Annotated in this window: 28 protein-coding genes and 1 tRNA gene; 16 read left to right on the top strand and 13 right to left on the bottom strand. The window is 64.4% G+C overall.

Annotated elements, in window-relative coordinates; genetic code table 11:
- Positions 1 to 113 precede the first annotated feature (113 nt).
- The gene (locus tag FHW58_RS20925) at positions 114 to 1,337 is read left to right on the top strand and encodes an HD-GYP domain-containing protein (RefSeq protein ID WP_179675109.1); all 1,224 of its coding nucleotides are present in this window, start codon (positions 114 to 116) and stop codon (positions 1,335 to 1,337) included.
- Here FHW58_RS20925 and FHW58_RS20930 read toward each other — a convergent pair.
- Positions 1,334 to 2,377 (bottom strand): GGDEF domain-containing protein, encoded by a 1,044-nt coding sequence (locus tag FHW58_RS20930; protein ID WP_179675110.1) that lies wholly within the window; start codon positions 2,375 to 2,377, stop codon positions 1,334 to 1,336. The two genes, FHW58_RS20925 and FHW58_RS20930, sit on opposite strands and share 4 nt — an antisense overlap.
- Positions 2,378 to 2,631: 254 nt before the next feature.
- On the opposite strand from FHW58_RS20930, the gene FHW58_RS20935 reads away from it, so the two are divergent.
- The 11 genes from FHW58_RS20935 to FHW58_RS20985 all read left to right on the top strand — a co-directional run bounded on the left by FHW58_RS20935 (position 2,632) and on the right by FHW58_RS20985 (position 12,543).
- On the top strand, positions 2,632 to 2,811 hold the full coding sequence (locus FHW58_RS20935) for a Flp family type IVb pilin (protein ID WP_179675111.1): 180 nt from the start codon (positions 2,632 to 2,634) through the stop codon (positions 2,809 to 2,811).
- Between the two features lie 65 nt (positions 2,812 to 2,876).
- Positions 2,877 to 3,407 carry a prepilin peptidase gene (locus FHW58_RS20940; RefSeq protein WP_179675112.1) on the top strand — a complete coding sequence of 177 codons (531 nt, stop codon included), beginning with the start codon at positions 2,877 to 2,879 and terminating at the stop codon, positions 3,405 to 3,407.
- A gap of 88 nt (positions 3,408 to 3,495) precedes the next feature.
- Positions 3,496 to 4,860, top strand: coding sequence for an ATP-binding protein (locus tag FHW58_RS20945; RefSeq protein WP_179675113.1), 1,365 nt, complete (start codon positions 3,496 to 3,498; stop codon positions 4,858 to 4,860).
- Positions 4,857 to 5,699 (top strand): Flp pilus assembly protein CpaB, encoded by an 843-nt coding sequence (cpaB, locus tag FHW58_RS20950; RefSeq protein WP_179675114.1) that lies wholly within the window; start codon positions 4,857 to 4,859, stop codon positions 5,697 to 5,699. The genes FHW58_RS20945 and cpaB overlap by 4 nt, the downstream gene beginning before the upstream one ends.
- A gap of 7 nt (positions 5,700 to 5,706) precedes the next feature.
- On the top strand, positions 5,707 to 7,188 hold the full coding sequence (locus FHW58_RS20955) for a type II and III secretion system protein family protein (protein ID WP_229265426.1): 1,482 nt from the start codon (positions 5,707 to 5,709) through the stop codon (positions 7,186 to 7,188).
- A 13-nt stretch (positions 7,189 to 7,201) separates the two neighbouring features.
- A complete protein-coding gene (locus tag FHW58_RS20960; RefSeq protein ID WP_179675115.1) occupies positions 7,202 to 7,453 on the top strand; it encodes a hypothetical protein in 252 nt (83 codons plus the stop codon).
- Positions 7,450 to 8,622: an AAA family ATPase gene (locus tag FHW58_RS20965; RefSeq protein ID WP_179675116.1), complete on the top strand. Its 1,173-nt coding sequence runs from the start codon at positions 7,450 to 7,452 to the stop codon at positions 8,620 to 8,622. The genes FHW58_RS20960 and FHW58_RS20965 overlap by 4 nt, the downstream gene beginning before the upstream one ends.
- 1 nt (position 8,623) lies before the next feature.
- The gene (locus FHW58_RS20970; protein ID WP_179675117.1) at positions 8,624 to 9,970 is read left to right on the top strand and encodes a CpaF family protein; all 1,347 of its coding nucleotides are present in this window, start codon (positions 8,624 to 8,626) and stop codon (positions 9,968 to 9,970) included.
- Between the two features lie 5 nt (positions 9,971 to 9,975).
- Complete coding sequence (locus FHW58_RS20975; protein WP_179675118.1) at positions 9,976 to 10,953, top strand: type II secretion system F family protein; 978 nt, start codon at positions 9,976 to 9,978, stop codon at positions 10,951 to 10,953.
- Positions 10,954 to 10,963: 10 nt separating this feature from the next.
- Complete coding sequence (locus tag FHW58_RS20980; RefSeq protein ID WP_179675119.1) at positions 10,964 to 11,893, top strand: type II secretion system F family protein; 930 nt, start codon at positions 10,964 to 10,966, stop codon at positions 11,891 to 11,893.
- The gene (locus tag FHW58_RS20985) at positions 11,890 to 12,543 is read left to right on the top strand and encodes a LytR C-terminal domain-containing protein (RefSeq protein WP_179675120.1); all 654 of its coding nucleotides are present in this window, start codon (positions 11,890 to 11,892) and stop codon (positions 12,541 to 12,543) included. Before FHW58_RS20980 ends, FHW58_RS20985 begins: the two co-directional genes overlap by 4 nt.
- A 90-nt stretch (positions 12,544 to 12,633) precedes the next feature.
- On the opposite strand, the gene FHW58_RS20990 is transcribed toward FHW58_RS20985, so the two are convergent.
- The 3 genes from FHW58_RS20990 to FHW58_RS21000 all read right to left on the bottom strand — a co-directional run bounded on the left by FHW58_RS20990 (position 12,634) and on the right by FHW58_RS21000 (position 14,638).
- Complete coding sequence (locus FHW58_RS20990; RefSeq protein WP_179675121.1) at positions 12,634 to 13,398, bottom strand: GIN domain-containing protein; 765 nt, start codon at positions 13,396 to 13,398, stop codon at positions 12,634 to 12,636.
- 26 nt (positions 13,399 to 13,424) lie between these two features.
- Positions 13,425 to 13,622, bottom strand: a complete 198-nt coding sequence (locus FHW58_RS20995) for a hypothetical protein (RefSeq protein ID WP_179675122.1) — start codon at positions 13,620 to 13,622, stop codon at positions 13,425 to 13,427.
- 113 nt (positions 13,623 to 13,735) lie between these two features.
- Positions 13,736 to 14,638: a LysR family transcriptional regulator gene (locus tag FHW58_RS21000; RefSeq protein WP_179675123.1), complete on the bottom strand. Its 903-nt coding sequence runs from the start codon at positions 14,636 to 14,638 to the stop codon at positions 13,736 to 13,738.
- A 155-nt stretch (positions 14,639 to 14,793) separates the two neighbouring features.
- On the opposite strand from FHW58_RS21000, the gene FHW58_RS21005 reads away from it, so the two are divergent.
- Positions 14,794 to 15,771, top strand: coding sequence for an alpha/beta fold hydrolase (locus tag FHW58_RS21005; RefSeq protein WP_179675124.1), 978 nt, complete (start codon positions 14,794 to 14,796; stop codon positions 15,769 to 15,771).
- 299 nt (positions 15,772 to 16,070) lie between these two features.
- On the top strand, positions 16,071 to 17,066 hold the full coding sequence (locus FHW58_RS21010) for an alpha/beta fold hydrolase (RefSeq protein ID WP_179675125.1): 996 nt from the start codon (positions 16,071 to 16,073) through the stop codon (positions 17,064 to 17,066).
- A 30-nt stretch (positions 17,067 to 17,096) separates the two neighbouring features.
- Here FHW58_RS21010 and FHW58_RS21015 read toward each other — a convergent pair whose 3' ends face one another.
- From FHW58_RS21015 to petA, 9 genes are all read right to left on the bottom strand, one after another.
- Positions 17,097 to 17,981, bottom strand: coding sequence for a dienelactone hydrolase family protein (locus FHW58_RS21015; RefSeq protein WP_179675126.1), 885 nt, complete (start codon positions 17,979 to 17,981; stop codon positions 17,097 to 17,099).
- 39 nt (positions 17,982 to 18,020) lie between these two features.
- A complete protein-coding gene (locus FHW58_RS21020) occupies positions 18,021 to 20,174 on the bottom strand; it encodes a TonB-dependent receptor (protein ID WP_179675127.1) in 2,154 nt (717 codons plus the stop codon).
- 63 nt (positions 20,175 to 20,237) lie between these two features.
- Positions 20,238 to 20,441 carry a hypothetical protein gene (locus FHW58_RS21025; RefSeq protein ID WP_179675128.1) on the bottom strand — a complete coding sequence of 68 codons (204 nt, stop codon included), beginning with the start codon at positions 20,439 to 20,441 and terminating at the stop codon, positions 20,238 to 20,240.
- Positions 20,442 to 20,694: 253 nt separating this feature from the next.
- Positions 20,695 to 20,770: transfer RNA gene (locus tag FHW58_RS21030), tRNA-Thr, on the bottom strand.
- A gap of 26 nt (positions 20,771 to 20,796) precedes the next feature.
- Entirely contained in the window at positions 20,797 to 21,282 is a 486-nt protein-coding gene (locus FHW58_RS21035; protein WP_179675129.1) for a ClpXP protease specificity-enhancing factor, read from the bottom strand.
- A 92-nt stretch (positions 21,283 to 21,374) separates the two neighbouring features.
- Positions 21,375 to 21,986 (bottom strand): glutathione S-transferase N-terminal domain-containing protein, encoded by a 612-nt coding sequence (locus FHW58_RS21040; protein ID WP_072788101.1) that lies wholly within the window; start codon positions 21,984 to 21,986, stop codon positions 21,375 to 21,377.
- 113 nt (positions 21,987 to 22,099) lie between these two features.
- Complete coding sequence (locus FHW58_RS21045; protein ID WP_179675130.1) at positions 22,100 to 22,864, bottom strand: cytochrome c1; 765 nt, start codon at positions 22,862 to 22,864, stop codon at positions 22,100 to 22,102.
- A gap of 25 nt (positions 22,865 to 22,889) precedes the next feature.
- Positions 22,890 to 24,302, bottom strand: coding sequence for a cytochrome bc complex cytochrome b subunit (locus FHW58_RS21050; RefSeq protein WP_179675131.1), 1,413 nt, complete (start codon positions 24,300 to 24,302; stop codon positions 22,890 to 22,892).
- A gap of 1 nt (position 24,303) precedes the next feature.
- Entirely contained in the window at positions 24,304 to 24,912 is a 609-nt protein-coding gene (gene petA / locus FHW58_RS21055; RefSeq protein ID WP_179675132.1) for a ubiquinol-cytochrome c reductase iron-sulfur subunit, read from the bottom strand.
- A gap of 347 nt (positions 24,913 to 25,259) precedes the next feature.
- On the opposite strand from petA, the gene mscL reads away from it, so the two are divergent.
- Entirely contained in the window at positions 25,260 to 25,697 is a 438-nt protein-coding gene (mscL, locus tag FHW58_RS21060) for a large conductance mechanosensitive channel protein MscL (protein ID WP_304506275.1), read from the top strand.
- A 36-nt stretch (positions 25,698 to 25,733) separates the two neighbouring features.
- Complete coding sequence (locus tag FHW58_RS21065; RefSeq protein ID WP_179675133.1) at positions 25,734 to 26,897, top strand: S1C family serine protease; 1,164 nt, start codon at positions 25,734 to 25,736, stop codon at positions 26,895 to 26,897.
- Positions 26,898 to 26,903: the final 6 nt, after the last annotated feature.

A 26,903-nucleotide genomic window follows, 5' to 3' on the forward strand; every position in this document is an offset into this window, starting at 1 on the left:
TTTCCTTGCCTACAAGTAGTTGTAGTTGTAAATTTGATCCCGGTGGGAAACACATTTGTTATACTGATTGCATTGCGGGTCGTCGTTCAGCCCCTATTTTGACGGGTATTTGCATGTTAAAGAAAGTCGACTCCTCTCAGCTGAAAGTGGGCATGTACATCCATGACCTGAGCTGCGACTGGATGACCCATCCGTTTGTACGCAACCGCTTCCTGATTTCCAGCCAGGACGAAATCCGCAAGATCCACAACGCCGGCATCCACGATGTGGTGATCGACAGCGCCAAGGGGCTGGATGTACAGGATGCGCCCACGCTGGCCGAAGCGCAAGCGGCCACCGAGCGCGAAATCGTCGAAATCGTCGCCAAGGCGCCGGTGCAGACCAAGGTGTCGCTGGGCGAGGAGATGCAGCGCGCGGTGCAGATCCGCCACCAGGCGTCGACGCTGGTGCGCACCGTGATGCAGGACGCGCGGCTGGGCAAGGCCATCGAGCTGGACCAGGTGCAGCCGGTGGTGCAGAGCATCACCGAATCGATCCTGCGCAATCCCGGCGCGCTGGTCGGCCTGCTGCGCATCAAGACCAAGGACGACTACACCTTCCTGCATTCGGTCAGCGTGTGCACGCTGCTGGTGGCGTTCTGCCGCTCGCGCAACATGGCGGCCGACATCACCCACCAGGCCGGCCTGGGCGGACTGCTGCACGACACCGGCAAGGCGCTGGTGCCGGACGCCATCCTCAACAAGCCGGGGCCGCTGACCGACGAGGAATTCGCCATCATCAAGAAACATCCGGAAGATGGCTACCGCATCCTGAAGCAGTCGCCGGAGATCGGCCCGATCCCGCTGGACATCACGCTGCACCACCACGAGCGGCGCGACGGCAGCGGCTACCCGGGCAAGCAGGCCGACGACGGCATCAGCGAACTGGCGCAGATGGCCGCCATTGTCGACGTCTACGACGCCATCACGGCCGACCGCTGCTACCACAAGGGCATGTCGGCGGCGGCGGCGCTGCGCAAGATTTATGAGTGGAGCAAGTTCCACTTCAACCCGCAGTACGCGCAGGAATTCATGCGCTGCGTCGGGATTTATCCGGTGGGCACCATGGTGCTGCTGGAATCGGGCCGCCTGGGCGTGGTGGTGGAGCCGCACGAGACCAATCTGCTGGCGCCCAAGGTCAACGTGTTCTTCCACACCAAGAAAAATGTCTACATCAAGCCGGAAACCGTCGACCTGTCGCGCGCGCTCGGCTTTGGCGGCGGCGACAAGATCGTCGGCCACGAGTCGCCGGCCAAGTGGAATGTCGATCCGATGCGCTTCCTGACGGTGGCGGCCTAGAAGAATTCGGCGGTGTCGTTGGATTCGATGGTCTGCAGCAGGCCGCCGCTGACCAGTTCGTCGTAGTGGCACACCAGGTTGCGGCCGTGGCTCTTGGCGTAGTACAGCGCCTGGTCGGCGTGACCGAGGATGATCACCGGCGCCTCCAGTGCGCTGATGCTGACGAAGCCCACGCTCACCGTCACCTTGCCCACCTGCGGGAAATCGTGCGCGGCCACGTTCATGCGGAAGCGTTCGATGATTTTCTTGGCATCGTCCAGCGTGGCCGAGCGCAGCAGCACGACGAATTCCTCGCCGCCGAAGCGGAACACGCGGTCCTGCGCGCGGAATGACGAGGTCAGCAGGTTGGCGATCAGGATCAGCACCTCGTCGCCGTACAAGTGGCCGAAGCGGTCGTTGACGTGCTTGAAGTGGTCGACGTCGACCACGGCCAGCCACTGCTTTTCCTCCTCGCGGTGGACGCGGCGCTCCGGCTCGCCCGGCAGCGTCAGCGCTTCATGTTCGGTGCTGGCGGCCAGCATCTTGGACAGCTGGTCGTCGAAGGTCTTGCGGTTGAGCAGGCCGGTCAGCGAATCGCGTTCGCTGTAGTCCAGCAGGTTCTGGAAGTTGCGGTAGACGCTGACGATGCCGCCGATGACGTGGATGGTTTCCTTGGTGTACGGCGTCGGGTTGACGATTTCCAGGCAGGTGTCGGCCTTGTCGCCCAGCCAGATGGGCAGCCACAGCGTGTGCTCGTCGGCCTCGTTGGCGATGTCGGCGCCCGACTCGTGGCGCGCGATGCATTGCGCCAGCGCCGGGTAGCGGTCGATCGGGTCGCCCGGGTGCTGCTGATCGGAGGTGTCGACCATGCGCGCCGCCTCGCCGGCGTGGATGATGGCGCGCGGACGGACAAACACCTTCCCCCTGACCGTGGCGAGCGTCAACACACGGACCTGGCTGGCGTGGGCAAGCTCCTGCACCGCCGAAATCACCGAGATGTCGAGCATCGTGTGATCGCGGTGACCGGTCATGTCCACCATGTGTTTCAGTAGGGAATCCATTTGCCTTTCCAAAAAACAGCTGATCAGGATAATAGCTTTTTGCAATCAAGGCAATTCTTGTTTGTGAAAAAAAACTTACATGAATGAAGAATGCGGTCTTTTTCCGACAGTCATCTGCATCATAGACTAAAAAAGATTCCGTACGGAAAACTTGCGTAGCGTCAACTCTCTCGAAACTGGTCTCCGTATAGTGGAACGCAATGGCGCGGCACAGGGCGCCAGAGGTTCTTCATCAACCAAGCAAGGAGTACGACATGCACTCGCTGATTGCAGTTGCAAAGGAGTTTGCGCGGGACGAGGACGGTATCACGGCGATCGAGTACGGCCTGATCGCGGCGACCATGGTGGCCGCCGTGGTGGCCGCGTTCGGTTTGCTGACGCCGGCGCTGAGCGACGCGTTCAAGGCCATCGGTGACAAGATCAAGTCGCCGTAAGCAGCAGGCTGTAGTGGGCTTTCCAGCCGCGGTCGGGCTGGAAAGCCTTTCCGTGGAGAGAACTCATGCTGAACGCGATGGAAATCATCCTGATCTGCCTGGTGGCGCAGGCGGCGCTGACCGACCTGGCCATGCGCAAGATCCCCAATGTGCTGGTGCTCAGCGGCCTGCTGCTGGCGCTGATCCTGCACCTGCTGAGCGGGCCGCCGTGGGCGCCGCTGACGCATTGGCTGACCGGCATCGTGGCCGGTTTTTTTTTATTCCTGCCGCTGTATCTGCTGCGCGGCATGGCCGCCGGCGACGTCAAGCTGATGGCCATGGTGGGCGGCTTCACCGGGCCGTGGCTGGCGCTGCAGATCGCCGTGCTGTCCTACCTGATCGGCGGCGTGATGGCGCTGCTGCTGCTGCTGGCCAGCGGCCGCTGGCGCGACAGTGCGCGCAACCTGTGGCAGATCTGCAAGCCGACGCTGCTGCGCCTGCTTGGCGTGCCGCTGGTGCCGGTGCCGCTGGCGCCCACCGCCAGCGTCGGCGGCATTCCGTATGGCGTGGCGGTGGCGCTGGGCACGGCCGGCATGCTGGCCTGGCGCCATCACTGATCAGATCTTGCTGCACGTCAAGGTCGGCAAGGTCATTGCTGGATAGACTTAATTCCAACCCCGAAATAATTGTCTCGCGGAGAACACGATGCTCGCCCTGGAACCGTCTGCCCCCTACGCCCAGCTGCTCGACGCCGAGCCGGACGCGCCGCTGCCGCCGCAGCCAAAATCGGTGCGCGACACCGGCCTGCCGCAGCAGTTGATCGTCGAGCTGATCGCCAAGGTGCTGTACCTGAACGGCAAAAGCCATCTGCCGGTGCTGACCACCCGGCTGCACCTGTCGATCAACGTGCTGCGCGAGGTGCTGGATTTCATGGTGGCCGAGCACGTGGCGGAAGTGGCGTGGCGCGGCGAGTCGGACATCGACGTGCAGTACCAACTAACCGGCGCCGGCAAGCAGCGCGCCGCCACCTGGCTGGAACGCAGCGCCTACGCCGGCCCGGCGCCGGTGACGCTGGACGCCTACCGCGCCATGGTCGAACGCCAGGCGACGCAGGCGCCGCAGCCATCGGCCGACGACCTGGCGGCCGAATTTGCCGACGACTTCCTGTCGCCGGCGGTGCAGCGCATGCTGGGCGCGGCCATGTACGCCGGCCGCAGTGTGCTGCTGTACGGTCCCTCCGGCGGCGGCAAGTCCACGCTGGCGCGGCGCCTGGGCACCCTGCAGCAAGGGCTGGTGGCCGTGCCGCACGCGCTGGTGGTGGGACAGGACATCGTGCAGGTGTACGACGCGGCGCTGCACCGCCCGCCGCTGGCGCGCCAGATGCGGCAGACGCCGGAACGCCGCAGCAGCGATCCGCGCTGGGTGCTGTGCCAGCGGCCGGTGGTGGCGCTGGATGGCGCGCTGGACGCCGAGATGCTGGACTTGCAGCCGGATGCGGCCAGCGGCTGCTACCGCGCGCCGCCGCAGCTGAAGGCCAACAACGGCCTGCTGATTGTCGATGACCTGGGCCGCCAGCGCCTGCCTGCCGCCGAACTGCTGAACCGCTTCGCGCAGGCGCAGGAGGCGGCGCGCGGCGTGCTGTCGCTGGCGGGCGGCTATCACTTCCAGGTGCCGTGCCGTCTGCGGCTGGTGTTTGCCACCAGCCTGCCGCCGTCGTCGTTGCTGGATGACGCGGCGCTGCGCCGCGTGGGCTACAAGATTCCGGTCGGTGCGCTGAACGCCGCCAACTACCGCACGCTGTTCCGCCAGCAGTGCCTGAGCATGGGCGTGGTGTACGACGAGGCGGGGCTGCGCTATCTGCTGGACGAGCTGCACGCTGGCAGCGGCCTGCCGCTGCTGGCCTGCTACCCGCGCGAGATCATCGGCCGGGTGGCGGATTTTGCCGGCTACATGGGCGAGCCGGCGCGCATCTCGGTCGCCGCGCTGGATCAGGCCTGGATCAGCATGTTCGCCGGCGCGTTGCCGGATGCGCGCGCGGCGGAAGAAGACCCTGGGACGCGGATAGCATGAAGAACCGGCGCGCACTGTGGATGATGGCGCTGGCCGTCGTGTTCGGGCTGGCGGCGGTGGCGCTGGCGTCGCACTGGCTGCTGCGGCAGACGCCGGGCGGCTCGAACAAGATCGTGGTGGCGGCGGTGGACGTCAACCTGGGCCAGCGCCTGACGCCGGAGATGCTGAAGCAGATCGACTGGCCGGCCGAGACGCTGCCGCGCGGCGCGCTGCGCGACGGCGGCAAGCTGGTTGGCCGCGTGTTGAAAACCAGCGTGCTGCGCGACGAGCCGTTGAGCGAGGCCAAGCTGGCGCCGGCCGGCACGCTGGGCGGCCTGTCGGCGCTGATCGCCGAGGGCAAGCGCGCCATTACCGTGCGCGTCAACGATGTGGTGGGCGTGGCGGGATTTGCGCTGCCGGGGAATTTTGTCGACATCATCGTCAACACGCAGTCCAACAACAGCGCGATTTCCAAGATTGTGCTGGAGCGGATACTGGTGCTGGCGGTGGCGCAGGAAGTGGCGCGCGACGAAACCCGGCCGCGCGTGGTCAACGCCGTCACGCTGGAGGTGACGCCGGCGCAGGCCGAGAACCTGGACCTGGCGCGCAGCGTCGGCGTGCTGTCGCTGGTGCTGCGCAACCAGGTGGACCCGCGTCCCGGCACCACGGAGGGCGCCACCAAGGGCACGCTGCTCGGCGCGCCGGCGCCGATGCCGGCCACCGCCGCACTGCCGGCCGTGCCGCCACCGGCACAGGCGCGGGCGTCAGTGGCCAGGCCGCGACTTCAGGTCGCCGCCGCCGCGCCGCACGCTTGCGTGGGCGTGATCTCGGGCGTGCAGCGCACGCAGGAATGCCTGTGAGTGCATCATGGCCCTCCACCATCATGCCCGTGCGCTGCTGTCGCCGCTGACCCTCGCGCTGATCATCGCGATGGGGCCGGCCGGCCCGCTGTTGGCCGCATCGCCGGCCGCCACGCCAGTGAAGGCGCCAGCCAGAGCGCCGGTCCCGCACTCGGGCGAAGGGGCTGGCCTGCGCTGCACCGGCCAGGCGGCGCAGCCGGGGAGCCTGTCGCTGCAGCTCGGGAAGTCCACGCTGATGCGCATGCCGGAAGCGGTGCAGGCGCGCAGCGTCGGCAATCCCGGCATATTGCAGGCGATGCTGGTGGCGCCGGACACGCTGTACGTGGTGGGTGTGGACATCGGCAGCAGCAACATGATCATCCAAGGCCGCAGCGGGTTGTGCAACGTGGTGGAAGTGGTCGTGGGCATCGACCCCACCGCCTTGCAGCAGGCGCTGGCCGCGCTGCTGCCCGAGCAGAAAAACATCCAGGTCAGCGCCGCCGGCGACACGCTGGTCCTGAGCGGCACCGTGGACGACGCGCAAACCGCCGCGCGCGTGCTGGAACTGGCTGCCGCCTTCGTGCGCCGTCCGGCGCAGCCGCTGGAAGGTGCCCGGCGCGACGGCGCCGATGCCGCCGCCGCGCAAACGGCCAGCGCCGCCGCCGCGCAGGCCAGCACGCGCATCGTCAACTTCCTCAACGTCGGCGCGCCGCAGCAGGTGATGCTGGAGGTGAAAATCGCCGAGGTGTCCAAGTCCCTGCTGGACAAGCTGGAAGCCAACGTCGCCTTCAGCTTTGGCGGCGGCAGCTGGGCCAGTACGCTCAACGCCAACTTCGTCAGCGGCACGCTGAAAAGCCTGCTGAATATCGGCCGTACCAACGGCAATCACGCCGGCATCGCCGCCGACAAGCAGGACGCGCTGGTGCGCATCCTGGCCGAACCGACGGTCATGGCCATCAGCGGACAGGAAGGCAGCTTCCTCGCCGGCGGCCGCATCTTCGTGCCGGTGGCGCAGGACAACAACAAGGTCACGCTGGAGGAAAAGGAATTCGGCGTGGGACTGCGCTTCACGCCCACCGTGCTGGCCGGCGGCCGCATCAACCTGCGCGTGGCGCCGGAAGTGTCCGAGATATCGCGCGAAGGCATCGGCATCTCCGCCGCCGGCTTTTCCGGCGCCGCCATTCTGCCGCTGTTCACGACGCGCCGCGCCGCCACCACGGTGGAACTGTTCGACGGCCAGAGCTTCGCCATCGGCGGCCTGATTAAAAACAGCCAGACCAGCAGCATCCACGGCCTGCCGGTGCTGGGCGAAGTGCCGGTGCTGGGCGCGCTGTTCCGCAGCACCGACTTCCAGCAGGATCGCACCGAGCTGCTGTTCGTCGTCACACCCCACCTGGTGCAACCGCTACCGGCCAATTACACGCTGCCGACCGACAGCGTGACTTCTCCCGGCCGCGCCAGATTGTTCCTCGGCGGCCAGCTGGAAGGTGCGCCGCCGGACCGCAACTAAACAGGGAACCACCATGCGCCATCTCTTGATCCTGCTCGCCGCAGGCATGCTCTCCGCCTGCGCCCAGACCACGCCGCAATGGGACAGCCGCTTCGGCGTCGACACGCGCGCCACGCTGGCGCTGCAGATCGCCGTTCCGGCCGCCGGACGCAATACCGATCCGGTGGCCGGCATGGACGGCCACGCCGCGCGTGCCGCCTACGAGCGCTATCAGAAGGCCGGCGGCGAGCAGCAGCCGTCGGTGCTGAACGGTGGCGCCAAATGAAAGCGCTGTTGATCAGCAAAGACAGCCTGTTGCGCGCCGAGATTGTGGCCCAGGGTTCTGCGCGGATGCCGGCGGTGCAGCTGGCCGCGTCGCGCAATGGCCTGCGCGACGCGGTCGAACGCCAGTTGCCGGAAGTGCCGGAGCTGGTGATACTGGACGCCAGCGACGTCACCGCCGAAGAGGGCGAACTGGTGGAGCGCCTGAGCAAGCAGTATCCCGCCTCCACCTTCATGCTGCTGACGCGCGAGCCGCAGCAGGATCTGCTGATCCGCGCCATGCGCGCCGGCATGCGCGAGGTGTTGCAGCTGCCGCTGGCGCATCGCGCCTTCCACGAGGCCATGGACCGCATCGAGGTGGCGGCGGGCCTGAGCCCCGTCCGCGAGGGCAAGGTACTGGCCTTTATCTCCTGCAAGGGCGGCAGCGGCGCGACTTTTTTGTCGACCAACTTCGGCTACGCGCTGGCCGCGCTGGCGGACAAGAAGGTGCTGCTGATCGACCTGCACGGCCAGTTCGGCGATGCCACGCTGTACGTCTCCGACCAGAAGCCGGCCATGACGCTGTCCGATATCTGCGCGCAGATCAGCCGCATGGACGGCGCCTTCCTCGATTCCTGCCTGGTGCACGTGGCGTCCAACTTCGGCGTGCTGGCGGCGGCCGATGATCCCAATCGCACCGTCGACATGAAGCCAGAGCACATGGACACCATTCTGCGCGTCGCCCGCCAGCACTACGACTTTGTGGTGCTGGACGTGGGCCGCCAGATCGACGCCATCTCGCTGCGCGCGCTGGACCAGGCGGACACCATCTACCCGGTGCTGCAACTGGCGCTGCCGGACATCCGCGACGGCCGCCGCCTGCTGGACATCTTCCGTTCGCTGGGCTACCCCAACGAGCGCATACGCCTGATCGTCAACCGCTACGAGAAGGGCGGCAAGCTGCGGCTGATGGACCTGGAGCAGGCGCTGGGGGCGGACGTGGTGCACACGGTGCCCAACGATTACCTGTCCGCGACCGACTCGGTCAACCAGGGCATACCGGTGCTGCAGCTGTCGCGCAGCAGCACTGTGGCGCGCAGCCTGGCGGAGTTGGTGGAGATGGTGGCGTCGCGCCGCGTCGCCGAGAGCAAGGGCCTGTTCGACCGCCTGTTTGGCCGCAACGATGGAGGATGAAATGAGCTTACGCGAACGCCTGTCCTACGCAGATGAGGGCCATCACGGCGGCAACGGTCCGCCGGGACTGGCCGCGGCGGCGTACCAGGAACTGAAGAAGAGCATGCACCAGACCATACTCGACCGCATCGACCTGGAACGGCTGAAGCGCCTGACGCCCGAGCAGTTCAAGCACGAGCTGGCGCTGCTGGTCCAGCGCATCATTGAGGAAGAGCGCATCGTGCTCAATCAGCACGAGCGGCATAACCTGGTGCTGGACATCCAGCACGAGATGCTGGGCTTCGGGCCGCTGGAGCCGCTGCTGGCCGATCCCGGCGTGTCGGACATCCTGGTCAACACGGCCAGCAAGGTGTACGTCGAACGCGCCGGCAAGCTGGAACTGACCGACACCAGCTTCAATGACAATGCCCACCTGATGAAGATCATCGAAAAGATCGTCTCGCGCGTGGGCCGCAGGGTGGACGAATCCAGCCCGATGGTGGATGCGCGCCTGCCGGATGGTTCGCGCGTCAATGCCATCATTCCGCCGCTGGCCATCGATGGGCCCATCCTGTCGATACGCCGCTTTGCCGTCAACCCGCTCAGCATCGACAACCTGCTGGACTACCGCAGCCTGACGCCGCCCATGGTGCAGGTACTGCAGGCGCTGGGGCAGGCCAAGATCAACATCCTGATCTCCGGCGGCACGGGGTCGGGCAAGACCACGATGCTGAATGTGCTGTCCGGCTTCATTCCGGCGCACGAGCGCATCGTCACCATCGAGGATGCGGCGGAGTTGGCGCTGCGGCAGCCGCACGTGGTGCGGCTGGAAACGCGGCCGCCCAACATCGAGGGCAGGGGAGAAGTCAACCAGCGTTCGCTGGTGCGCAACGCGCTGCGCATGCGGCCGGACCGCATCATCCTCGGCGAAGTGCGCGGGCCGGAGGCGCTGGACATGCTGCAGGCCATGAACACCGGCCACGAAGGATCGCTGGCCACCATCCACTCCAACACGCCGCGCGATGCCCTGTCCCGGCTGGAGAACATGGTCGGCATGGCCGGCGTGAACCTGACGCCGCGCGCCACGCGCCAGCAGATTTGTTCTGCGGTGACGGTGGTGATGCAGGTGTCGCGCCTCACCGACGGCACGCGCAAGCTAGTCAGCCTGCAGGAAGTCACCGGCATGGAAGGGGAGGTGATCGCCATGCACGAGATTTTCCGTTTCGAGCAAAAGGGCGTGGACGCGCGCGGCGCGGTGCAGGGCAGCTTTTATGCCACCGGCGTGCGGCCGCGCTTCGCCGACCGCTTGCGCATGTTCGGCGTGGCGGTGCCGGACAGCGTGTTCGACCCGGAACGGGTCTACGAGTAAGCGCCATGGACGGCATCTTTACCGGGTTTGCCGTGCTGCTGTTCGCGGCCGTGATCCTGATGCTGGAAGGCGCGTGGCTGTGGTGGTCCGGCGCGCACGGTGGCGCCGCGCGCCGCATCGCCAAGCGCCTGCGGCTGATGGCGGCCACCAGTCCGAACGGCGTCGAACGGGTGGACATTCTCAAGCGCCGCACCTACAGCAGCCGTCCGGCGCTGGACCGGCTGTTGCGTCGTGTCGCGCGCCTGGCGCTGCTGGATCGTCTGCTGTTGCAGGCCGGTGTGCGCTGGTCGGTGGCGCAGTTTCTCGGCGCGTCGCTGGCGATGATGGTGGCGGGGCTGCTGCTGCCGCAGATATTGCGCATGCCCTTCCTGCCTGCCGCCGGCATGCTGTGCGGCGCCGCCGCGCTGCCCTGGCTGCTGCTGATGCGCACACGTGGTGCGCGCCTGCGCAAGCTGGAACAGCAGTTGCCGGAAGCAGCGGACTTCCTCGGCCGCGCGCTGCGCGCCGGCCACTCCTTCGCCAATGTGATGCAGATGGTGGGCGAGGAGCTGCCGGATCCCATCGCCAGCGAATTCAAGTTCGCCTACGAGGAAATCAATTACGGCGTGCCGATGAACGAGGCCTTGCACAACCTGGCCCTGCGCGTGCCGCTGACCGATCTGCGCTACCTGGTCATCGCCGTGCTGATACAGCGCGAGTCCGGCGGCAATCTGGCCGAGGTGTTCGGCAACATCAGCCGGCTGATACGCGCGCGTCTCAAGCTGCTGGCGCAGGTGCGGGTGATGTCGGCCGAGGGGCGGATGTCGGCCTGGGTACTGGCCCTGCTTCCTCTGGGCGTAGTGCTGCTGATGATGCTGTCCAACCCGGCCTACGTGCGCGTGCTGTGGACCGATCCGATCGGCGTCAGGCTGACTTGGTACGCGGTGGGCGTGGCGATGTTTGGCGTGTGGTGGATGCGTAAGCTGATACGCATCCGCATTTAAGGAGATGGCGATGGGCGGCACGCAAATCCTCTTCCTGGCCATTGTGTTCGTGGTGGCGGCCGGCATCGCGGTGGCGGCCTTGCTGGTGTTCTCGCCGGTGGCGCTGCGCGAGCGCCTGAACGATGTGGTGGAACCGGCGGCGACGGCACCGGAGCCGGTGGCCAGCGGCTGGGTGGAAAGGGTGGCGCACGTGGCGCAGCCGTTCTCGCGCCTGTCGCTGCCCGAGGAGGGCTGGGAAAAGTCGCCGCTGCGCACGCGCTTCATGAACGCCGGCTGGCGCAGCGCGTCGGCGCCGTCGCTGTACTTCGCCGCCAAGACCATATTGGCCCTGGGCCTTCCGGCCATCGTGGCGCTGTGCGGCGCCTTTGCGCTGGACGCTCCGCAAACAGGCTTCATGTATCTATTGCTGCTGGTGGCGGGCATCGGCTACTACCTGCCCAACGCCGTGCTGTCGCACAGGGCGGCGGCGCGTTGCCGCGAGATTTTCGAGAACTTCCCGGACGCGCTGGATTTGCTGACGGTCTGCGTGGAGGCCGGCCTGAGTCTGGAGCGCGCGCTGGCCAAGGTGGCCGGCGAGATCCACATCAAGAGCGTGGCGCTGGCGCAGGAACTGCAACTGGCGCTGATGGAAATGCGCGCCGGCTTCACCAAGGAGCGCGCCTTGCGCAACCTGGCCTTGCGCACCGGCGTGGAGGATGTGGACACGCTGGTGGCGATGCTGATCCAGTCCGAGCGCTTCGGCACCAGCATGGGCGATTCGTTGCGCGTCCACTCCGACAACCTGCGCAGCAAGCGCAGCGTGCTGGCCGAGGAGGCCGCCGCCAAGATCGCGCTGAAGCTGCTGTTCCCGCTGATCTTCTGCATCTTCCCGACCCTCATGCTGGTGCTGATTGGCCCGGCGGGCATACAGATTTTCCGACTCATGCAGCATGCGTCATGATGAAAAAAACCTGGATCACTAGCTGCGCGCTGCTGGCCGCATGCGGCAGCACAGAACTGGCCGAGCCGGTCGCCGACACGATCACGCCGCTGGAGCAAGCCTGCCTGCGCGATCCGCTCGACCCCGAGCGCTGGGAGCAACTGGCAGCAGCCCTGGCGCTGGCTGGGCAGCGCGAGCGCGCGGCCACCATGTATCTGCAAGCGGCGTCGCTGCGCGCGCACGACGTGCGGCAGGACTACACCACGCTCAAGCAGGCGCGCGACGAGGCGCTGGACGACAGCATGCCGCGCACCCGGGTGCGGCGCCTCGGTCCGGCGCTGGTGGAGGTGGTGCGTGCCGACGCACCGTTCGCGGCGCAGGCGCGGACGGCGCCGCGACTGGAGATCAGCAATGGCAACGGCGTCCGGGGCGCGGCGGCGCGCCTGGCGCGCGCACTGCGGTCCGATGGCGTGACCATGGTGAGGCTGTCGAATCTGCGGCCGTTCGTGGTGCCGGTCAGCCGCATCGAGTATGCGCCGGAGCAGCAGCGGCTGGCGCAGACACTGGGTTTGCGCCTTGGCCTGCAACTGCGGCAGCGTGCAACGGGAGCGGCGCCGGCATACGCCGACGTACGCATCGTGCTGGGCCACGACAAACGCGATCTGAAATAAAAAAACCGTCCAGAGGGGATCACCTTCCGGACGGTAAAAAACACACCCATGTGTTTCCTGCTGTGCCGGTGTCTCACACCGGCGCATTCCTTACTGCCAGCTCACGCTGCCCATGCCGCGCGCGCTCGCATTGCGATTAAGCGGATTGCCGTACACCTTGGCCGATCCCATGCCCGTCAGTCTCAGATTGGCGCTGGTCTTCGCATACATCGTGGCGCTGCCGAGGCCCGTCATGTCGACGTCGATGGCGTCGGCGCGCAACTGCTGCGCATCCAGGCTGCCCACGCCGCCCAGGCTGGCGTGTAATTGTTTGGCCTGGCCTGTCATCTCGATGCGACCAGCGCCGTTCAGTTGCAGCTCGACGTTGTCGCTGTTGCCGCCGTTGACGGTCATGCCGCCCACGCCGCCAAGGCGCACATCGAGATTGCGATACTGTGCGTCGACCTTCACCGAGCCCGCGCCATCAAGCGCGAGCCGCAGATTGTCGCCGCTGAATCCACTCACCTCGGTCGCGCCCACGCCGCCGGAAGTGACCGAGCGCAGGTTGGGCAGCGTCAGTTCGGCGCGCAGTTCGCGCTTGTTGCCGAAGTGGACCGAGTTGATCTTTTTGGTGCCGATGCGCAGCGTCTCGCCGCTTTGCTCGACCACCACTTTCTTGATGGCTTCCGGTTCGCCGTAGATCGTCAGCGCGGCCGGGCCTTGCTTCACCTTGACGCTGATGACGCCATCCAGTTCCAGCTTGACGGCGCGCGGGTCCACGCTGCGGCTCTCGCTGATGATGTCGTCGGCCAGCGCGGCCTGTGCGCCGCTGCTCAGTACCGCCGCCATCATCGCGGCCTTCAGGTATTTTTTCATCATGCGCTCCGTCGGATCGGTTGCTGTTACAGGGCTGCTTTTTCTTCGGCGGTCAGGCGCTTGGCGGTGACGGTCACGGTGGGCATCGTGGCGGCATCGGCTTTGGCGGCGATCACTGGCACGTCAGCGGCCGGGGTGCGCACAGCGGCGGTGGCGAAGGACGTTGCGCTGGCGACCACGATGGCGGCGACGAAGATGGCTTCCATGTTTTTTGCGATGTTCATTTTGAGCTCCTTGTGGGTGGTTAGTTCGTTGCGTTGAGTGAACTATAGACAAGGGCTATCCGTCCATCCACCGGGATGTGACGAACTGCGAAAAACGGGGGACAGAATGCGTTTTAGCGGTGGGAAGCGGCGCCGCACAACAGCTGCGCGTTGGCGGCGTAGGTCTGCGTCAGCCACGCGGACACGGTTTTAAAGCGGGCGATTGAGCCGGCGTCGCGGTGGCTGAGCAGCCAGATATCGCGCAGCACCTCGACCCGGTCGCCGATGCGCTGCAAGCCCTCCTGCTGGCCCATGATGCACGGCAGCAGCGCCATGCCGACGCCGGCGCGGCAGGCGCGCACCATCGTGCTCAGGCTGTTCACCTTGAGCACGCGGCGCGGCTGCGGCTGCATGCCGGCCAGCCATTGCATCTCGCCGGTGGCGGACAGGTTGTCGGCATAGGCGATCCACGGCTGCGTGCCCCAGCAGGCGCGTGGCGTGTCGGCAAACTGCGGATGGCCGTAGACGGCAAAACCGAGATCGCCCAGCTTGCGCATCACCAGCGCCGCGTCCTCGCCCGGCTTGCCGAGGCGCAGCGCGAAGTCGGCCTCGCGGCGGGTGAAGGACAGGTTCTGGTTTTCCGCCTGCAGCGTCAGTTGCAGGTGCGGATGCTCGGCGTGCAGCGCCGGGACATGGTCCAGCAGCCAGTAGTCGAACAGGAAATCGATGGAGGTGATGTTGACCGGGCCGGCGGTAGCATCCGCCTCCTGCGCCGAGGCTTGCAGCATGCTCTGCACGCTGCCGTACACCGCCTCGCCATGGGCCACGAACACCTGGCCGGCATCGGTCAGCTGGTAGCCGGTGTTATCGCGGATGAACAGGCGCAGCTGGAGTGCCTTTTCGGCGGCGGCGATGCGGCGGCTGATGGTCGAGGCGTCCACGCCCAGCTGGCGGCCGGTGGCGCTCATGCTGCCGCTGCGCGCCAGGGCCAGGATCAGCGGGATGTCGTTCCAGTCGAAGTCGTTGCTAGTGGGCATGAAGGGGTCTGCATTTTTGCAAAGTGGCCTTGCAGTGTTGTCTGTTCCGCAAATGTCGGCCAAGGCCTAAGATTCACTCCATCGCAGCTGCAGTAGCAAACGACTGTAGCACAAACACTGCATATATATACATCGACCAAAAGGAAGAAAAGATCATGAACGCTAACGTCAACCAGTCCCGCCGCACCGCTCTGTTCCACTCCGCTGGCGCCGCCGCCGCCGCCGTGGCCCTGCCACTGGCCGCGCTGGGCACCGCCGAAGCGCAAGCCGCCACCGCCAAGGGCGGCCCGGTGACCAAGACCGTCAGCACCATCACCACCCGCGACGGCGTCGAGATCTATTACAAGGACTGGGGTCCACGCAACGGCCAACCGGTGATCCTGAGCCACGGCTGGCCGCTGAGCTCGGACAGCTGGGAATCGGCGGCGTTCTTCCTGGCCAACAACGGCTTCCGCGTGATCACCCACGACCGCCGCGGCCACGGCCGTTCGAGCCAGCCATGGGAGGGCAACGACATGGATCACTACGCCGACGACCTGGCGCAACTGATCGAAGCGCTTAACCTGAACAACATCATCCTGGCCGGCTTCTCGACCGGCGGCGGCGAGGTGGCGCGCTACGTGGGCCGCCACGGCACCAAGCGCATCGCCAAGCTGGGCCTGATTTCGGCGGTGCCACCGCTGATGCTGAAAACCGCCGACAATCCGGACGGCACGCCGATCGAAGTGTTTGACGGCCTGCGCGCCGCCTCGATCAAGGATCGCGGCCAGCTGTACCTGGACCTGGCTTCCGGCCCGTTCTACAACTACAACCGCCCTGGCGCCAAGCCATCGCAAGGCATCATCCAGGCGTGGTACTCGCAGGGCATGCAAGGCGGCTTTAAAAACACCTATGACTCGATCAAGGCCTTCTCGGAAACCGATATGCGTGAAGACCTGAAAAAGTTCGACAAGCCAACGCTGATCATCCACGGCGATGACGACCAGATCGTGCCGATCAAAGCCGCCGGCATTGCCTCGGCCAAGATCGTCAAGGGGTCGAAACTGATCGTCTACCCAGGCGCGCCACACGGTTTGACCGATACGCACAAAGAGAAGTTCCACAACGACTTCCTGGCCTTCGCCAAGTCGTGAGCCGATAAAAGCCCCCGATAGGTAATACCGTTCAGTTAAGCCCGTCGCTCCGGCGAAAGCCGGAGCCCATAGAACGCTAGCGTGTCATGACGCAGGCTGTCCATGGATTCCGGCCTGCGCCGGAATGACTCATCAAACGCTAACTTGATGGTTTTGCCGTCAACCAGTCTTTTTTAAAAATTGCTTGCTATTGGATAGTGCGCGATATATATTATGCACATGGGCAGCGCATCGCGGCCCGGCAAGACCGAAAAGAATAGCTTGCTACTTAATAGTTATCTATATAAATGGAGCCCATCATGAGCAAAAATACCCAAGACCAAGTAAGCCTGTCCCGTCGTTCCGCAATGTTCAGTGGCGCTGGCGCCGCTGCGGCCGCTGTCGCCGTGCCGCTGGCCGCGCTGGCGGGCGGCAGCGCGGAAGCCGCGCCGGTCGCTGCCGGCAAAGGTCCGGTGACCAAGAGCGTCAGCACCATCACCACCCGCGACGGCGTCGAGATCTATTACAAGGACTGGGGTCCGCGCAACGGCCAGCCGGTGATCCTGAGCCACGGCTGGCCGCTGAGCTCGGACAGCTGGGAATCGGCGGCGTTCTTCCTGGCCAACAACGGCTTCCGCGTGATCACCCACGACCGCCGCGGCCACGGCCGTTCGAGCCAGCCATGGGAGGGCAACGACATGGATCACTACGCCGACGACCTGGCGCAACTGATCGAAGCGCTTAACCTGAACAACATCATCCTGGCCGGCTTCTCGACCGGCGGCGGCGAGGTGGCGCGCTACGTGGGCCGCCACGGCACCAAGCGCATCGCCAAGCTGGGCCTGATTTCGGCGGTGCCACCGCTGATGCTGAAAACCGCCGACAATCCGGACGGCACGCCGATCGAAGTGTTCGACGGCCTGCGCGCCGCCTCGATCAAGGATCGCGGCCAGCTGTACCTGGACCTGGCCTCCGGCCCGTTCTACAACTACAACCGCCCTGGCGCCAAGCCATCGCAAGGCATCATCCAGGCATGGTACTCGCAGGGCATGCAAGGCGGCTTTAAAAACACCTATGACTCGATCAAGGCCTTCTCGGAAACCGATATGCGTGAAGACCTGAAAAAGTTCGACAAGCCAACGCTGATCATCCACGGCGATGACGACCAGATCGTGCCGATCAAAGCCGCCGGCATCGCTTCGGCCAAGATCGTCAAGGGGTCGAAACTGATCGTCTACCCAGGTGCGCCACACGGTTTGACCGATACGCACAAAGAGAAGTTCCACAACGACTTCCTGGCCTTCGCCAAATCGTAAGCCACCGCCCCGCGCACGACGCGGGGTTTTTTATGCCAGGCGGGCGCGCAGGAAGTCGACGGTGCGCTGCCAGGCCAGCTTGGCGGCCGCCGCGTCATAGCGCGGCGTGGTGTCGTTATTGAAGCCGTGCTCGACGCCTTCATAGACGTGGTATTCGTACCGCACCCCCGCCTCCTTCAGTGCCTTGTCGTAGGCCGGCCAGCCGGCGCGGATGCATTCGTCCTTGCCGGCGTCGTGAATCAGCAACTGGGCCTTGATGCGCGCGGCGTCCTCGGCCTTGGGCTGGGCGCCATAGAAGGGCACGGCCGCCAGCAGATCCGGCAGCTGTGTCGCCAGGTAGTTGGCGATGCCGCCGCCGTAGCAGAAGCCCACCACGCCCAGCTTGCCGTTGCCGTCCGGCTGTTGCTGCAGCCAGCGTGCGGCGGCGATAAAATCGGCGCGCGTCTTGGTCTGGTCCAGCTTGCCGAACAGGTCGCGCGCCTTGTCCTCGTCGCCCGGATAACCGCCCAGCGGATACAGCGCGTCCGGCGCGAAGGCGATGAAACCGTCCAGCGCCAGACGGCGCGCGATGTCCTCGATGTGCGGATTCAGGCCGCGATTCTCATGTACCACCAGCACCGTTGGCAGCTTGCCCTGGGCGCCTGCCGGCGACACAAGATAACCGCGCACCTTGCCGTTGCCCTGCGGCGACGGCAGCTCGACGTAGCGGGCGTGGATGCGCTTGTCGTCCGGTGTGACCAGCGGCGCGGCAAAGCTCGGGCTCAGCGCGGCCAGCAGGCCGGCCGCCGTGGTGCCGCCGACCGCGTAGCGCGTGGCGGACGACAGGAAATCGCGGCGGCTGATGCCGCCATGGACGTACTGGTCGAACAGCTGAAGAACTTGCGGATCGAAATCGGCGGCGGTCTTGCGGGTCATGTCTCACTCCATTCAACAATAAAGTGAGAGCAGTGTAGCCTACAGGCTGGTTTCCAGCCGCACCGAGAAGCGGGTGTAGGCGTCGCTATTGGTGTAGCGGCGCAGCGTCTGGTTGAGGCCGTAGTATTCGCTGATGCTGCGGTTGTCTTTCGCCAGCAGATTGTCGGCGCTGACGATGACGCGCTGCGTGGCGTTGACCTTCCAGTTGGCGCTGGCGTTCAGCGTGTATCGGTACGACTGATACGTGCGCTGCGTGAGGTTGTTGCGGAACCAGTCGCCCGGTAGCCAGTTGGCGTCCAGGTTCAGCTTGACCGGCGCTTCGGCCGGCGCATAGCCGGCGCTCAGCTTGGCGCGCCAGGGCAGTTGGCCGTCCAGGCGGTTGTCCGGTCCTGGCAGGTCGCGCAGCGCGGAATGCGCGTAGCCGACACTGCCTTGCAGATCCAGGTTCGGCGCCGTCTTCCACACATCGCGCAAGGCCAGGCGGCCGTCCAGATTGATGCCGCGCAGCGTGGCGTCGCCCAGATTGGCCGGCCGCACGACATAGCGCGGCACGCTGGCCCACGCCACGTTTTGCAGCGCCAGTTCGGTGCCGATCTTGTGGCGGATATCGCGCGTGTAGATTTCGATCTTGGCCTCGCTGCTGGCGCCCAGTCCGTGCGCGTAGGACAGATTGACGCCCAGCGAGCGCTCCGGCGACAGATCAGGATTGCCGGCGCTGTCGGCCGTGTCCAGCGTGTTGGCGCCGCACAGCGCGCGGTCGTAGCAGGGCGCCAGCGGGTTGATGCTTGGGTGCAGCAGCAATTGATCGGACTCGGGCGCCTGGAAGGCGCGCGCCACCGAAGCGCGCAACTGACGCTTGCTATTGCCGTCGATCTTGTACGCCACGTGCGCCGTCGGCGACCAGACGCGGAAGCGCGGCTGGTGGTGCACGTCACCCTCGTCCAGCGCGTGTTGGCGCTGCTCGCCGGACAAGCCGAGATTGAGCGACAGGTTTTTGTTCACGCGCCACTCGTCCTGGGCAAACACCTGGTAGCGCTCGACGCGCGCGTGCGCGCTGGTGCCCAGCACAGCCTGGCTCAGGTCGGGCCGGCCGTCGATCAGATCGGTGTAATCGTTGCTGGCATCGTTCTTTACGAGCTTGAGGCCGGTGGAGACATCGTGGCCGCCGGCAACGCTGGTATTGAACGTCAGATCGAGGAAGCGGTTGATCATGTCGCGGTCGCGGCCCTGCTCACGCAAGTGATCACCCTCGGCCGACCAGTCTTCGCGCCGGTGCGTGGTATCGTCGATGTGCATGCGGTTGAAGCGCGGCTTCAGCGACAAACGGCTGTCGTCGCTGATTTTCCACTCCCAGACGAACGGCAGACCGATCAGGGCCGAATCCTGGCGCTGCCGGCGCGCGACCGACAAGCTGCTGTCATCCACCCAGCGCCGCTGTTCATCGCCATGGGCGCGCGTGCCAAAATACGATGCTTCCGGATTGAACGACAGCTTGTGGCGCGGATCGACGGTCCAGGCGATCTCGCTGCTGGCCATCAGCATGTCGAAGCGGCTTGCGCTCGTGGTGTCGCCCTGCAATTGCGGCGCCGGCGCCGCGCCGTTCAAACTTTGCGTCTGCTGGTACTGGGTAGCGCTGGGCGTGGTGCGGCTGCTTGCCATCAGCACGACGTTGTAGCTCAACGGCAGGCTGGACGGCAGCTGACTGCTGACCAGCGTGGCGTTGGCGCCGCCGTAGCCGGACGCGGTGGTGGCGCCGGCCTTCAACTGCGTCATCGTCTGGCGGGCGATCTTGCGGCGGATGATGTTGATGGTGCCGGCGATACCGAACGGCCCGGTGGCGGCAGTGGCGGACTTGATGATCTCGATGCGCTCCACCTGCGCCAGATCCATCGCGTAAGGATCGAAGCTGCTTTCCTTGCCGTCGACCAGCAGTTGCGTGTAGCCGGGCAGGCCGAGCAGGCCAAGGCGGCCGTCCTTGCCGATGGTGACCGCCGGCTCGCGTTTGAGCGCATCGCCGACGTTTTGCTGGCCGCTGTCCTCCAGCGTCTTCCTGCTGATGATCAGTTTGCCGGCGACGAAATCGCGGCTCGCTTCCACATCCGTCTGACCATTGACCACGACGGTTTGCGGCCCATCCTCCGCGTACACCTGCGCCCATGCCAGCAGTAGCGCGCAGCAAATCTTCAGCTTCATTAAAATAACGTCTATTGAGAAAACGATATTATTGCATGAAGTAAAGATGCTAAAAAGAAAATTTCAACGGCACTTGTCGAGGGTGCTGGCGGTCGGATTATCCGAGCGGCGACGGACGGAGGCCTTGGACAGGACGCGCAGAATCGTGTCACGCGGCACATCGTGCGCCTCCAGGAAAGCCCAGGCGGTGGCGGCGCCGCTGAGCGCATCAATGACCACAGCCTGCTCGACCGCTTCGGCGAAGCGTTGGTTGGTACGGGATTGCATAGTTCTCACCTCGAAGAAGACTCACGGGATTGGGTGAGAACAAAACGCCGGACCGCGCAGTGTTGGGGCGCAAGCGGCTGATTGAAGATAGAACTATATCAATTTTCTGGTCGAAACTGCATGGATACTGCCAATCGGAACGCATAGTCCGATAGGGACTGTAGATCCCCTGTGACTGCATATCTGGGGAGATCGCTAGGCTCATATAACAAAAAGCCCAACCTCGTGAGGTTGGGCTAAGTGTTTGATTTACTGGTGCCGGCTGCCGGTTTCGAACTGGCCACCTGATGATTACAAATCAACTGCTCTACCAAATGAGCTAAGCCGGCGTGACTTTTACGGGGCGAATTATACGCTATTTAATACGCGTCAGGGTGGGGCGGCCGCCCTTTTTGGGCGGGTCGGTGTCGTCGCTTGGCGGCTCGGACGGCTCGGTTTTGGCCTCGCCCGCGGCGCTGGGGACGGCTGACAGCACCGGCGCGGCCGGCACGTCTTCGGCCGCTTCCGGCGCCGGCGCCGAGGGCTGGCCCAGTTGCGGTTCGAAGGCCATGCCCTGGCCGTTTTCGTTGGCGTAGATGGCCATCACGTTGTTGACCGGGATGAAGATCTCGCGCGAGACGCCGCCGAAGCGGGCGTGGAAGCGGATGCTGTCGTTGTCCATCTTCAGCCCCGAGGTGGCGCCGAAGCTGATGTTGAGCACGATTTCGCCCTTTTTGACGTATTCCATCGGCACCGTCGTGGCGGCGTCGACCTTGACGGCGAGGTAGGGGGTGTAGCCGCTGTCCGTGCACCATTCGTAGATGGCGCGCAGCAGGTAGGGCTTGGTGGAGATTTCAGACATGGGGTTCCAGACTGCGGTAAAAACACGGCGCGCCGCCGGCCAGGGAGCCGGCCGGCGCGCCGCGGGTCTTCAGACTAACACGGTCGGGCCGCTTAACGGCGCATGACCTTTTCCGACGGCGTCAGCGCTTCGATGTAGGCCGGACGCGAGAAGATGCGCTCGGCGTATTTCATCAGCGGCGCGGCGGTCTTCGACAGTTCGATGCCGTAGTGATCCAGACGCCACAGCAGCGGCGCGACCGCCACGTCCAGCATCGAGAATTCGTCGCCCAGCATGTATTTGTTCTTCAGGAACAGCGGCGCCAGCGTGGTCAGGCGGTCGCGGATTTCGGCGCGGGCCTTGTCGTGGCTCTTGTCGTTGCCCTTGGCGCGCTCGCTTTCCAGCGTGTGCACGTGGACGAACAGTTCTTTTTCGAAGTTGAACAGCATCAGGCGGGCGCGCGCGCGCATCAGCGGGTCGGCCGGCATCAGCTGCGGGTGCGGGAAGCGCTCGTCGATGTACTCGTTGATGATGTTCGATTCGTACAGGATCAGCTCGCGCTCGACCAGAATCGGCACCTGACCATACGGATTCATGGTCGAGATATCTTCCGGCTTGTTGAACAGGTCGACATCGCGCACTTCGAAGTCCATGCCTTTTTCAAACAGGACCAGGCGGCAGCGTTGCGAAAATGGGCAGGTCGTGCCCGAGTAGAGAACCATCATGTTTATCGTTCCTTAGAAGAACAAAAGGGGGTGGGCCGCGAACGGATCACCCCATATCGGCCCGTCGATGCGGGCTTCGCAAAAACAAGCGCCGTACCAGCCGGCGCTCTCGTCTATTTCACATCTTTCCAGTACGACGCGTTCAGGCGCCAGGCCAGGAAGGCGAACAAGGCCATAAACAGCACCACCGCGGCGCCGAGTTTCTTGCGGGTCTGCGCCGCCGGCTCGGCCATCCACTCCATGTAGCCGACCAGGTCGGCCACGGCGGTGTCGTACTCAATCTTGCTTAGTTTACCCGGAGTGACCTGCTCAAATCCAGCAAACTCGTGAATCATTTTGCCGTGTTCGTGCGGATCCGGTACTTCTTTGTCAATTTTCCGCTGAATACCTTGCAATTCCCACAATACATGCGGCATCGCCACATTGTTGAGCACGAGATTGTTCCAGCCGGTGGGGCGGGTGTCGTCCTTGTAGAACGTGCGCAGGTAAGTGTACAGGTAGTCGCTGCCGGTGCCCGCACCCGAGGCTTTCGCGCGCTGGATCACCGACAGGTCCGGCGGCACCACGCCGAACCACGCCTTGGCGTCCTTCGGATTCATGGTGGTGGTCATCATTTCGCCCACCTTGTCCCCGGTAAACAGCAGATTGGCCTTGATCTGCTCCTCGCTCAAGCCCAGGTCTTTCAGGCGGTTGTAGCGCATGGAGGACGCATTATGACAGTTCAGGCAGTAATTGACGAACAATTTGGCGCCGTGCTGCAGCGCCGCCAGGTTGTTGGAGCGGTCCGGCGCCTTGTCCAGCGCCACGCCGCCTTCGTTGGCCAGGGCCAGCGCCGGCAGCAGGGCCAGCATGGCAAGCAGTCGTTTCGGGAAGTTCATGTGTTGTCCTTTTATCCTTTAGCGGTCAGTGGGCGTGGAAGACCACGCGGTCCGGCACCTTCTTGAACGTGCCCATGGCGCTCCACCAGGGCATGAACAGGAAGAAGCTAAAGTACAGCAGGGTGCACACTTGCGAAACGATGGTGCGGCCGTCGGTCGGCGGCAGCGTGCCCAGGTAGCCCAGCGTCAGGAACGACAGGAAGAACACGGCGTACACGTATTTGTGCCAGCTCGGGCGGTAGCGGATCGACTTGACCGGCGACTTGTCCAGCCATGGCAGGAAGGCCAGGATCACCACCGACGAGCCGAAGAACACCACGCCCCAGAACTTGGCGTCCAGCACCTGCGGCAGCATGCCGACGATGGCCAGCAGCGCGATCGCGGCAATGACGATCTTGGTGGTGCGCGCCAGGCGCGACTTGAGCCAGATGAACACCACGTAGACCGCCACAAAGCACATCAGCACCCACATGAAGTCGGCGGTGGTGGCGCGCAGCACCGAGTAGAACGCGGTGAAGTACCAGGTCGGCGCGATGTGCAGCGGGGTCTTCAGCGAGTCGCCCGGCAGGAAGTTGTTGTACTCCAAGAAGTAGCCGCCCATTTCCGGCGCAAAGAACACCACCGCGCTGAACAGCAGCAGGAACACCGACACGCCGAACAGGTCGTGCACCGTGTAGTAGGGGTGCGAGGGGATGGCGTCGACCGGGTGGCCGTCGGCGCCGAGGTTTTCCTTGACCTCGATGCCGTCCGGGTTGCTCGAACCGATTTCGTGCAGCGCGATCAGGTGCGCCGCCACCAGGCCCAGCAGCACCAGCGGGATGGCGATCACGTGGAAGGCGAAGAAGCGGTTCAGCGTGGCGTCGGACACCACGTAGTCGCCGCGGATCCACAGCGACAGGTCGGGGCCGATGAAGGGGATGGCGCCGAACAGGTTGACGATCACCTGCGCGCCCCAGTACGACATCTGGCCCCACGGCAGCAGGTAGCCAAAGAAGGCCTCGGCCATCAGGCACAGGAAGATGGCAAAGCCGAACAGCCAGATCAGCTCGCGCGGCTTGCGGTACGAGCCGTACAGCAGGCCACGCGTCATGTGCAGGTAGATGATGATGAAGAACGACGAGGCGCCGGTCGAGTGCATATAGCGCACCAGCCAGCCCCACGGCACCTCGCGCATGATGTATTCGACCGAGCCGAAGGCCAGGTTGGCGTCCGGCTTGTAGTGCATGGTCAGGAAGATGCCGGTGACGATCTGCAGCACCAGCACCAGCATCGCCAGCGAGCCGAAGATGTACCAGAAATTGAAGTTTTTCGGGGCGTAGTACTTGCCCCACTGATCATTCCACAGCTTGCTGAGCGGGAAGCGGTCGTCGATCCAGCCCAGGGCTTTTTGTGCGGCCGGTGCGTCGGCCGGGAATTTTGTCTCCTTGAACGCGCCCATGTTATGCCTCGCCTTTCTCGTCTTTACCGATGACCAGCTTGGTGTCGCTCAAAAACATATAGCGCGGCACCTGCAGGTTGTCCGGTGCCGGTTTGTTCTTAAATACACGGCCAGCCATGTCGAAAGTCGAGCCATGGCAAGGGCAGAGGAAGCCACCTTCCCAGTCGTCCGGCAGGTTGGGCTGCGGACCGGGGGTGAACTTGGACGAGGGTGAGCAGCCCAGGTGGGTGCAGATGCCGACCGCAACCATGAGCTCGGGCTTGCGCGAGCGCCATTCGTTGCGGGCGTATTCGGGGGTGAATTCTTCGGGATTGCGCTTGGAGTCGGCGTCGGCCACCTTGCCGTCGGTTTTCTTGAGCGACGCGATCATGTCCGGCGTGCGCTTGATGATCCAGACCGGCTTGCCGCGCCATTCGACGGTTTTCATTTCGCCCGGGTTGAGCGTGGAGATATCCACTTCGACCGGCGCGCCGGCCGCCTTGGCGCGTTCCGACGGCTGAAAGGTGCTTACCAATGCGCCCGCGGTGGCCAGTCCCACTACCCCGCCCGCCGCGCCGGTCGCCACCAGCAATCCGCGGCGGCCTGAATCGACCTGCTTTTCGTTACTCATACAAACCCCAATCAGTCAAAGTGCGAACAAAATCTAGAGAAATGTGTACAGCCTGAAAGCCTGAAAACTTGGATAAAGCACGAAATCCAGCAACCTTACATGAGAAGGTATGCAAGATGCAACTCTTTACACCAACGTTGCTCGATTCCCAAGTTGTACAGGCTGAACACCGTTCCCGGTGCGATGATAGAGGCTCGGGGGATGAGCGGAAATTGATGTAGGTCAATTTATAGCGTAATTCGGCTTGCAAATGCGTAAACGACAAGCGTGTTTGGAATCCAATTGAAAAAATAGTATGATCCAAGTGCAGTTTTGTTCACAATTGACCACACAGCGAGGATAAAAATATGGCAATGATGAAGGAATTCAAAGAATTCGCGATGAAGGGCAATGTGGTCGATCTGGCGGTGGGCGTCATCATCGGCGGCGCCTTCGGCAAGATCGTCGATTCGCTGGTGGCCGACATCATCATGCCGCCGATCGGCAAGCTGTTTGGCGGGCTGGACTTCGCCAACTACTACATCCCGCTCAACGGCCAGGCGGCCAATCTGAGCCTGGCGGAAGCCAAGAAACTGGGCGCCGTGTTCGCCTACGGGAATTTTGCTACTATCCTGCTGAACTTTATCATCCTGGCGTTTGTCATCTTCCAGATGGTGCGGTTGATGAACAAGGCGCGCACGCTGGGCCACAAGCAGGACGAGGCCGCCGCTGCCGCCGCGCCGCCGCCGCCACCGCCGGAAGATATTGTGCTGCTGCGCGAAATTCGCGATTCTCTGAAAAAATAATTGGAAGCCGCCTCACGAGCGGCAGGCTGGACTGCGATGCGACGACTCTGGTTATTGTTTGCGCAAACGGTGACCGTCGTATTGGCACTGTATTTTGTTTATAAGGCGGTGGGCGGCGAGCGTCCGGCGCCGGTGCGGGTGCAGCAGATGGGCAGCACCGACCATCCGGCGGCGATGCTGGAGGCCGGGCCGTCCAAGCCGCCGCTGTCGGCGGCCGGCTCGTACCGGGCGGCCGCCGCGCGCGCCATGCCGGCGGTGGTCAACATCATCACCAGCAAGATGCCCAAGCGCGGCAAGCACCCGTTGCTGCGCGACCCGTTCTTCAAGAAATTCTTCGACAACCGCGAGCGCGACGATGACGACGAGGAGTCCAGCCTGGGCTCGGGCGTGATCGTCTCGGCGCAGGGCTACATCCTGACCAACAACCACGTGGTGGAGGCGGCCGACGAGATCGAGGTGGTGCTGGCCGACGGCCGCAAGGCCGCCGCCCGGCTGGTCGGCACCGATCCGGAGACCGACCTGGCCGTCATCAAGATCAACCTCGACAAGCTGCCGGTGATCGTGCTGGGCCAGGCCGAGCAGGCGCAGGTGGGCGACGTGGTGCTGGCCATCGGCAACCCCTTCGGCGTCGGCCAGACGGTGACCATGGGCATCATTTCCGCGCTGGGGCGCAACAACCTGCACATCAACCATTTCGAGAACTTCATCCAGACCGACGCCGCCATCAACTTCGGCAACTCGGGCGGGGCGCTGGTGGACACCGGCGGCAATCTGCTGGGCATCAACTCGGCGATTTATTCGCAGTCCGGCGGCTCGGTCGGCATCGGCTTCGCGATTCCGGTGTCGACCGCCAAGAACGTGATGGAAGCCATCATCAAGACCGGCCACGTGGTGCGCGGCTGGATCGGCGTCGAGAGCCAGGAGATCACGCCCGAGCTGGCCAGCAGTTTCGGCCTGCAGCGCCAGAGCGGCGCCATCATCGCCGGCGTGGTGCGCAACGGCCCGGCCGACAAGGGCGGCATCAAGCCGGGCGACATCTTGCTGTCGGTCGACGGCCAACCGGTGACGGACACCAACAGCATGCTCAATCTCATCGCCCAGCTGGTTCCGGGCGGAAAAGCTAAAATGACGGTCCTGCGCAAGAACCGGGAAACCACGCTCGACATCACGGTCGGCAAGCGGCCGGCCAACACCAAATAAGGAATG

Source organism: Duganella sp. 1224, from assembly GCF_013408245.1.
GTDB lineage: Bacteria > Pseudomonadota > Gammaproteobacteria > Burkholderiales > Burkholderiaceae_D > Rugamonas.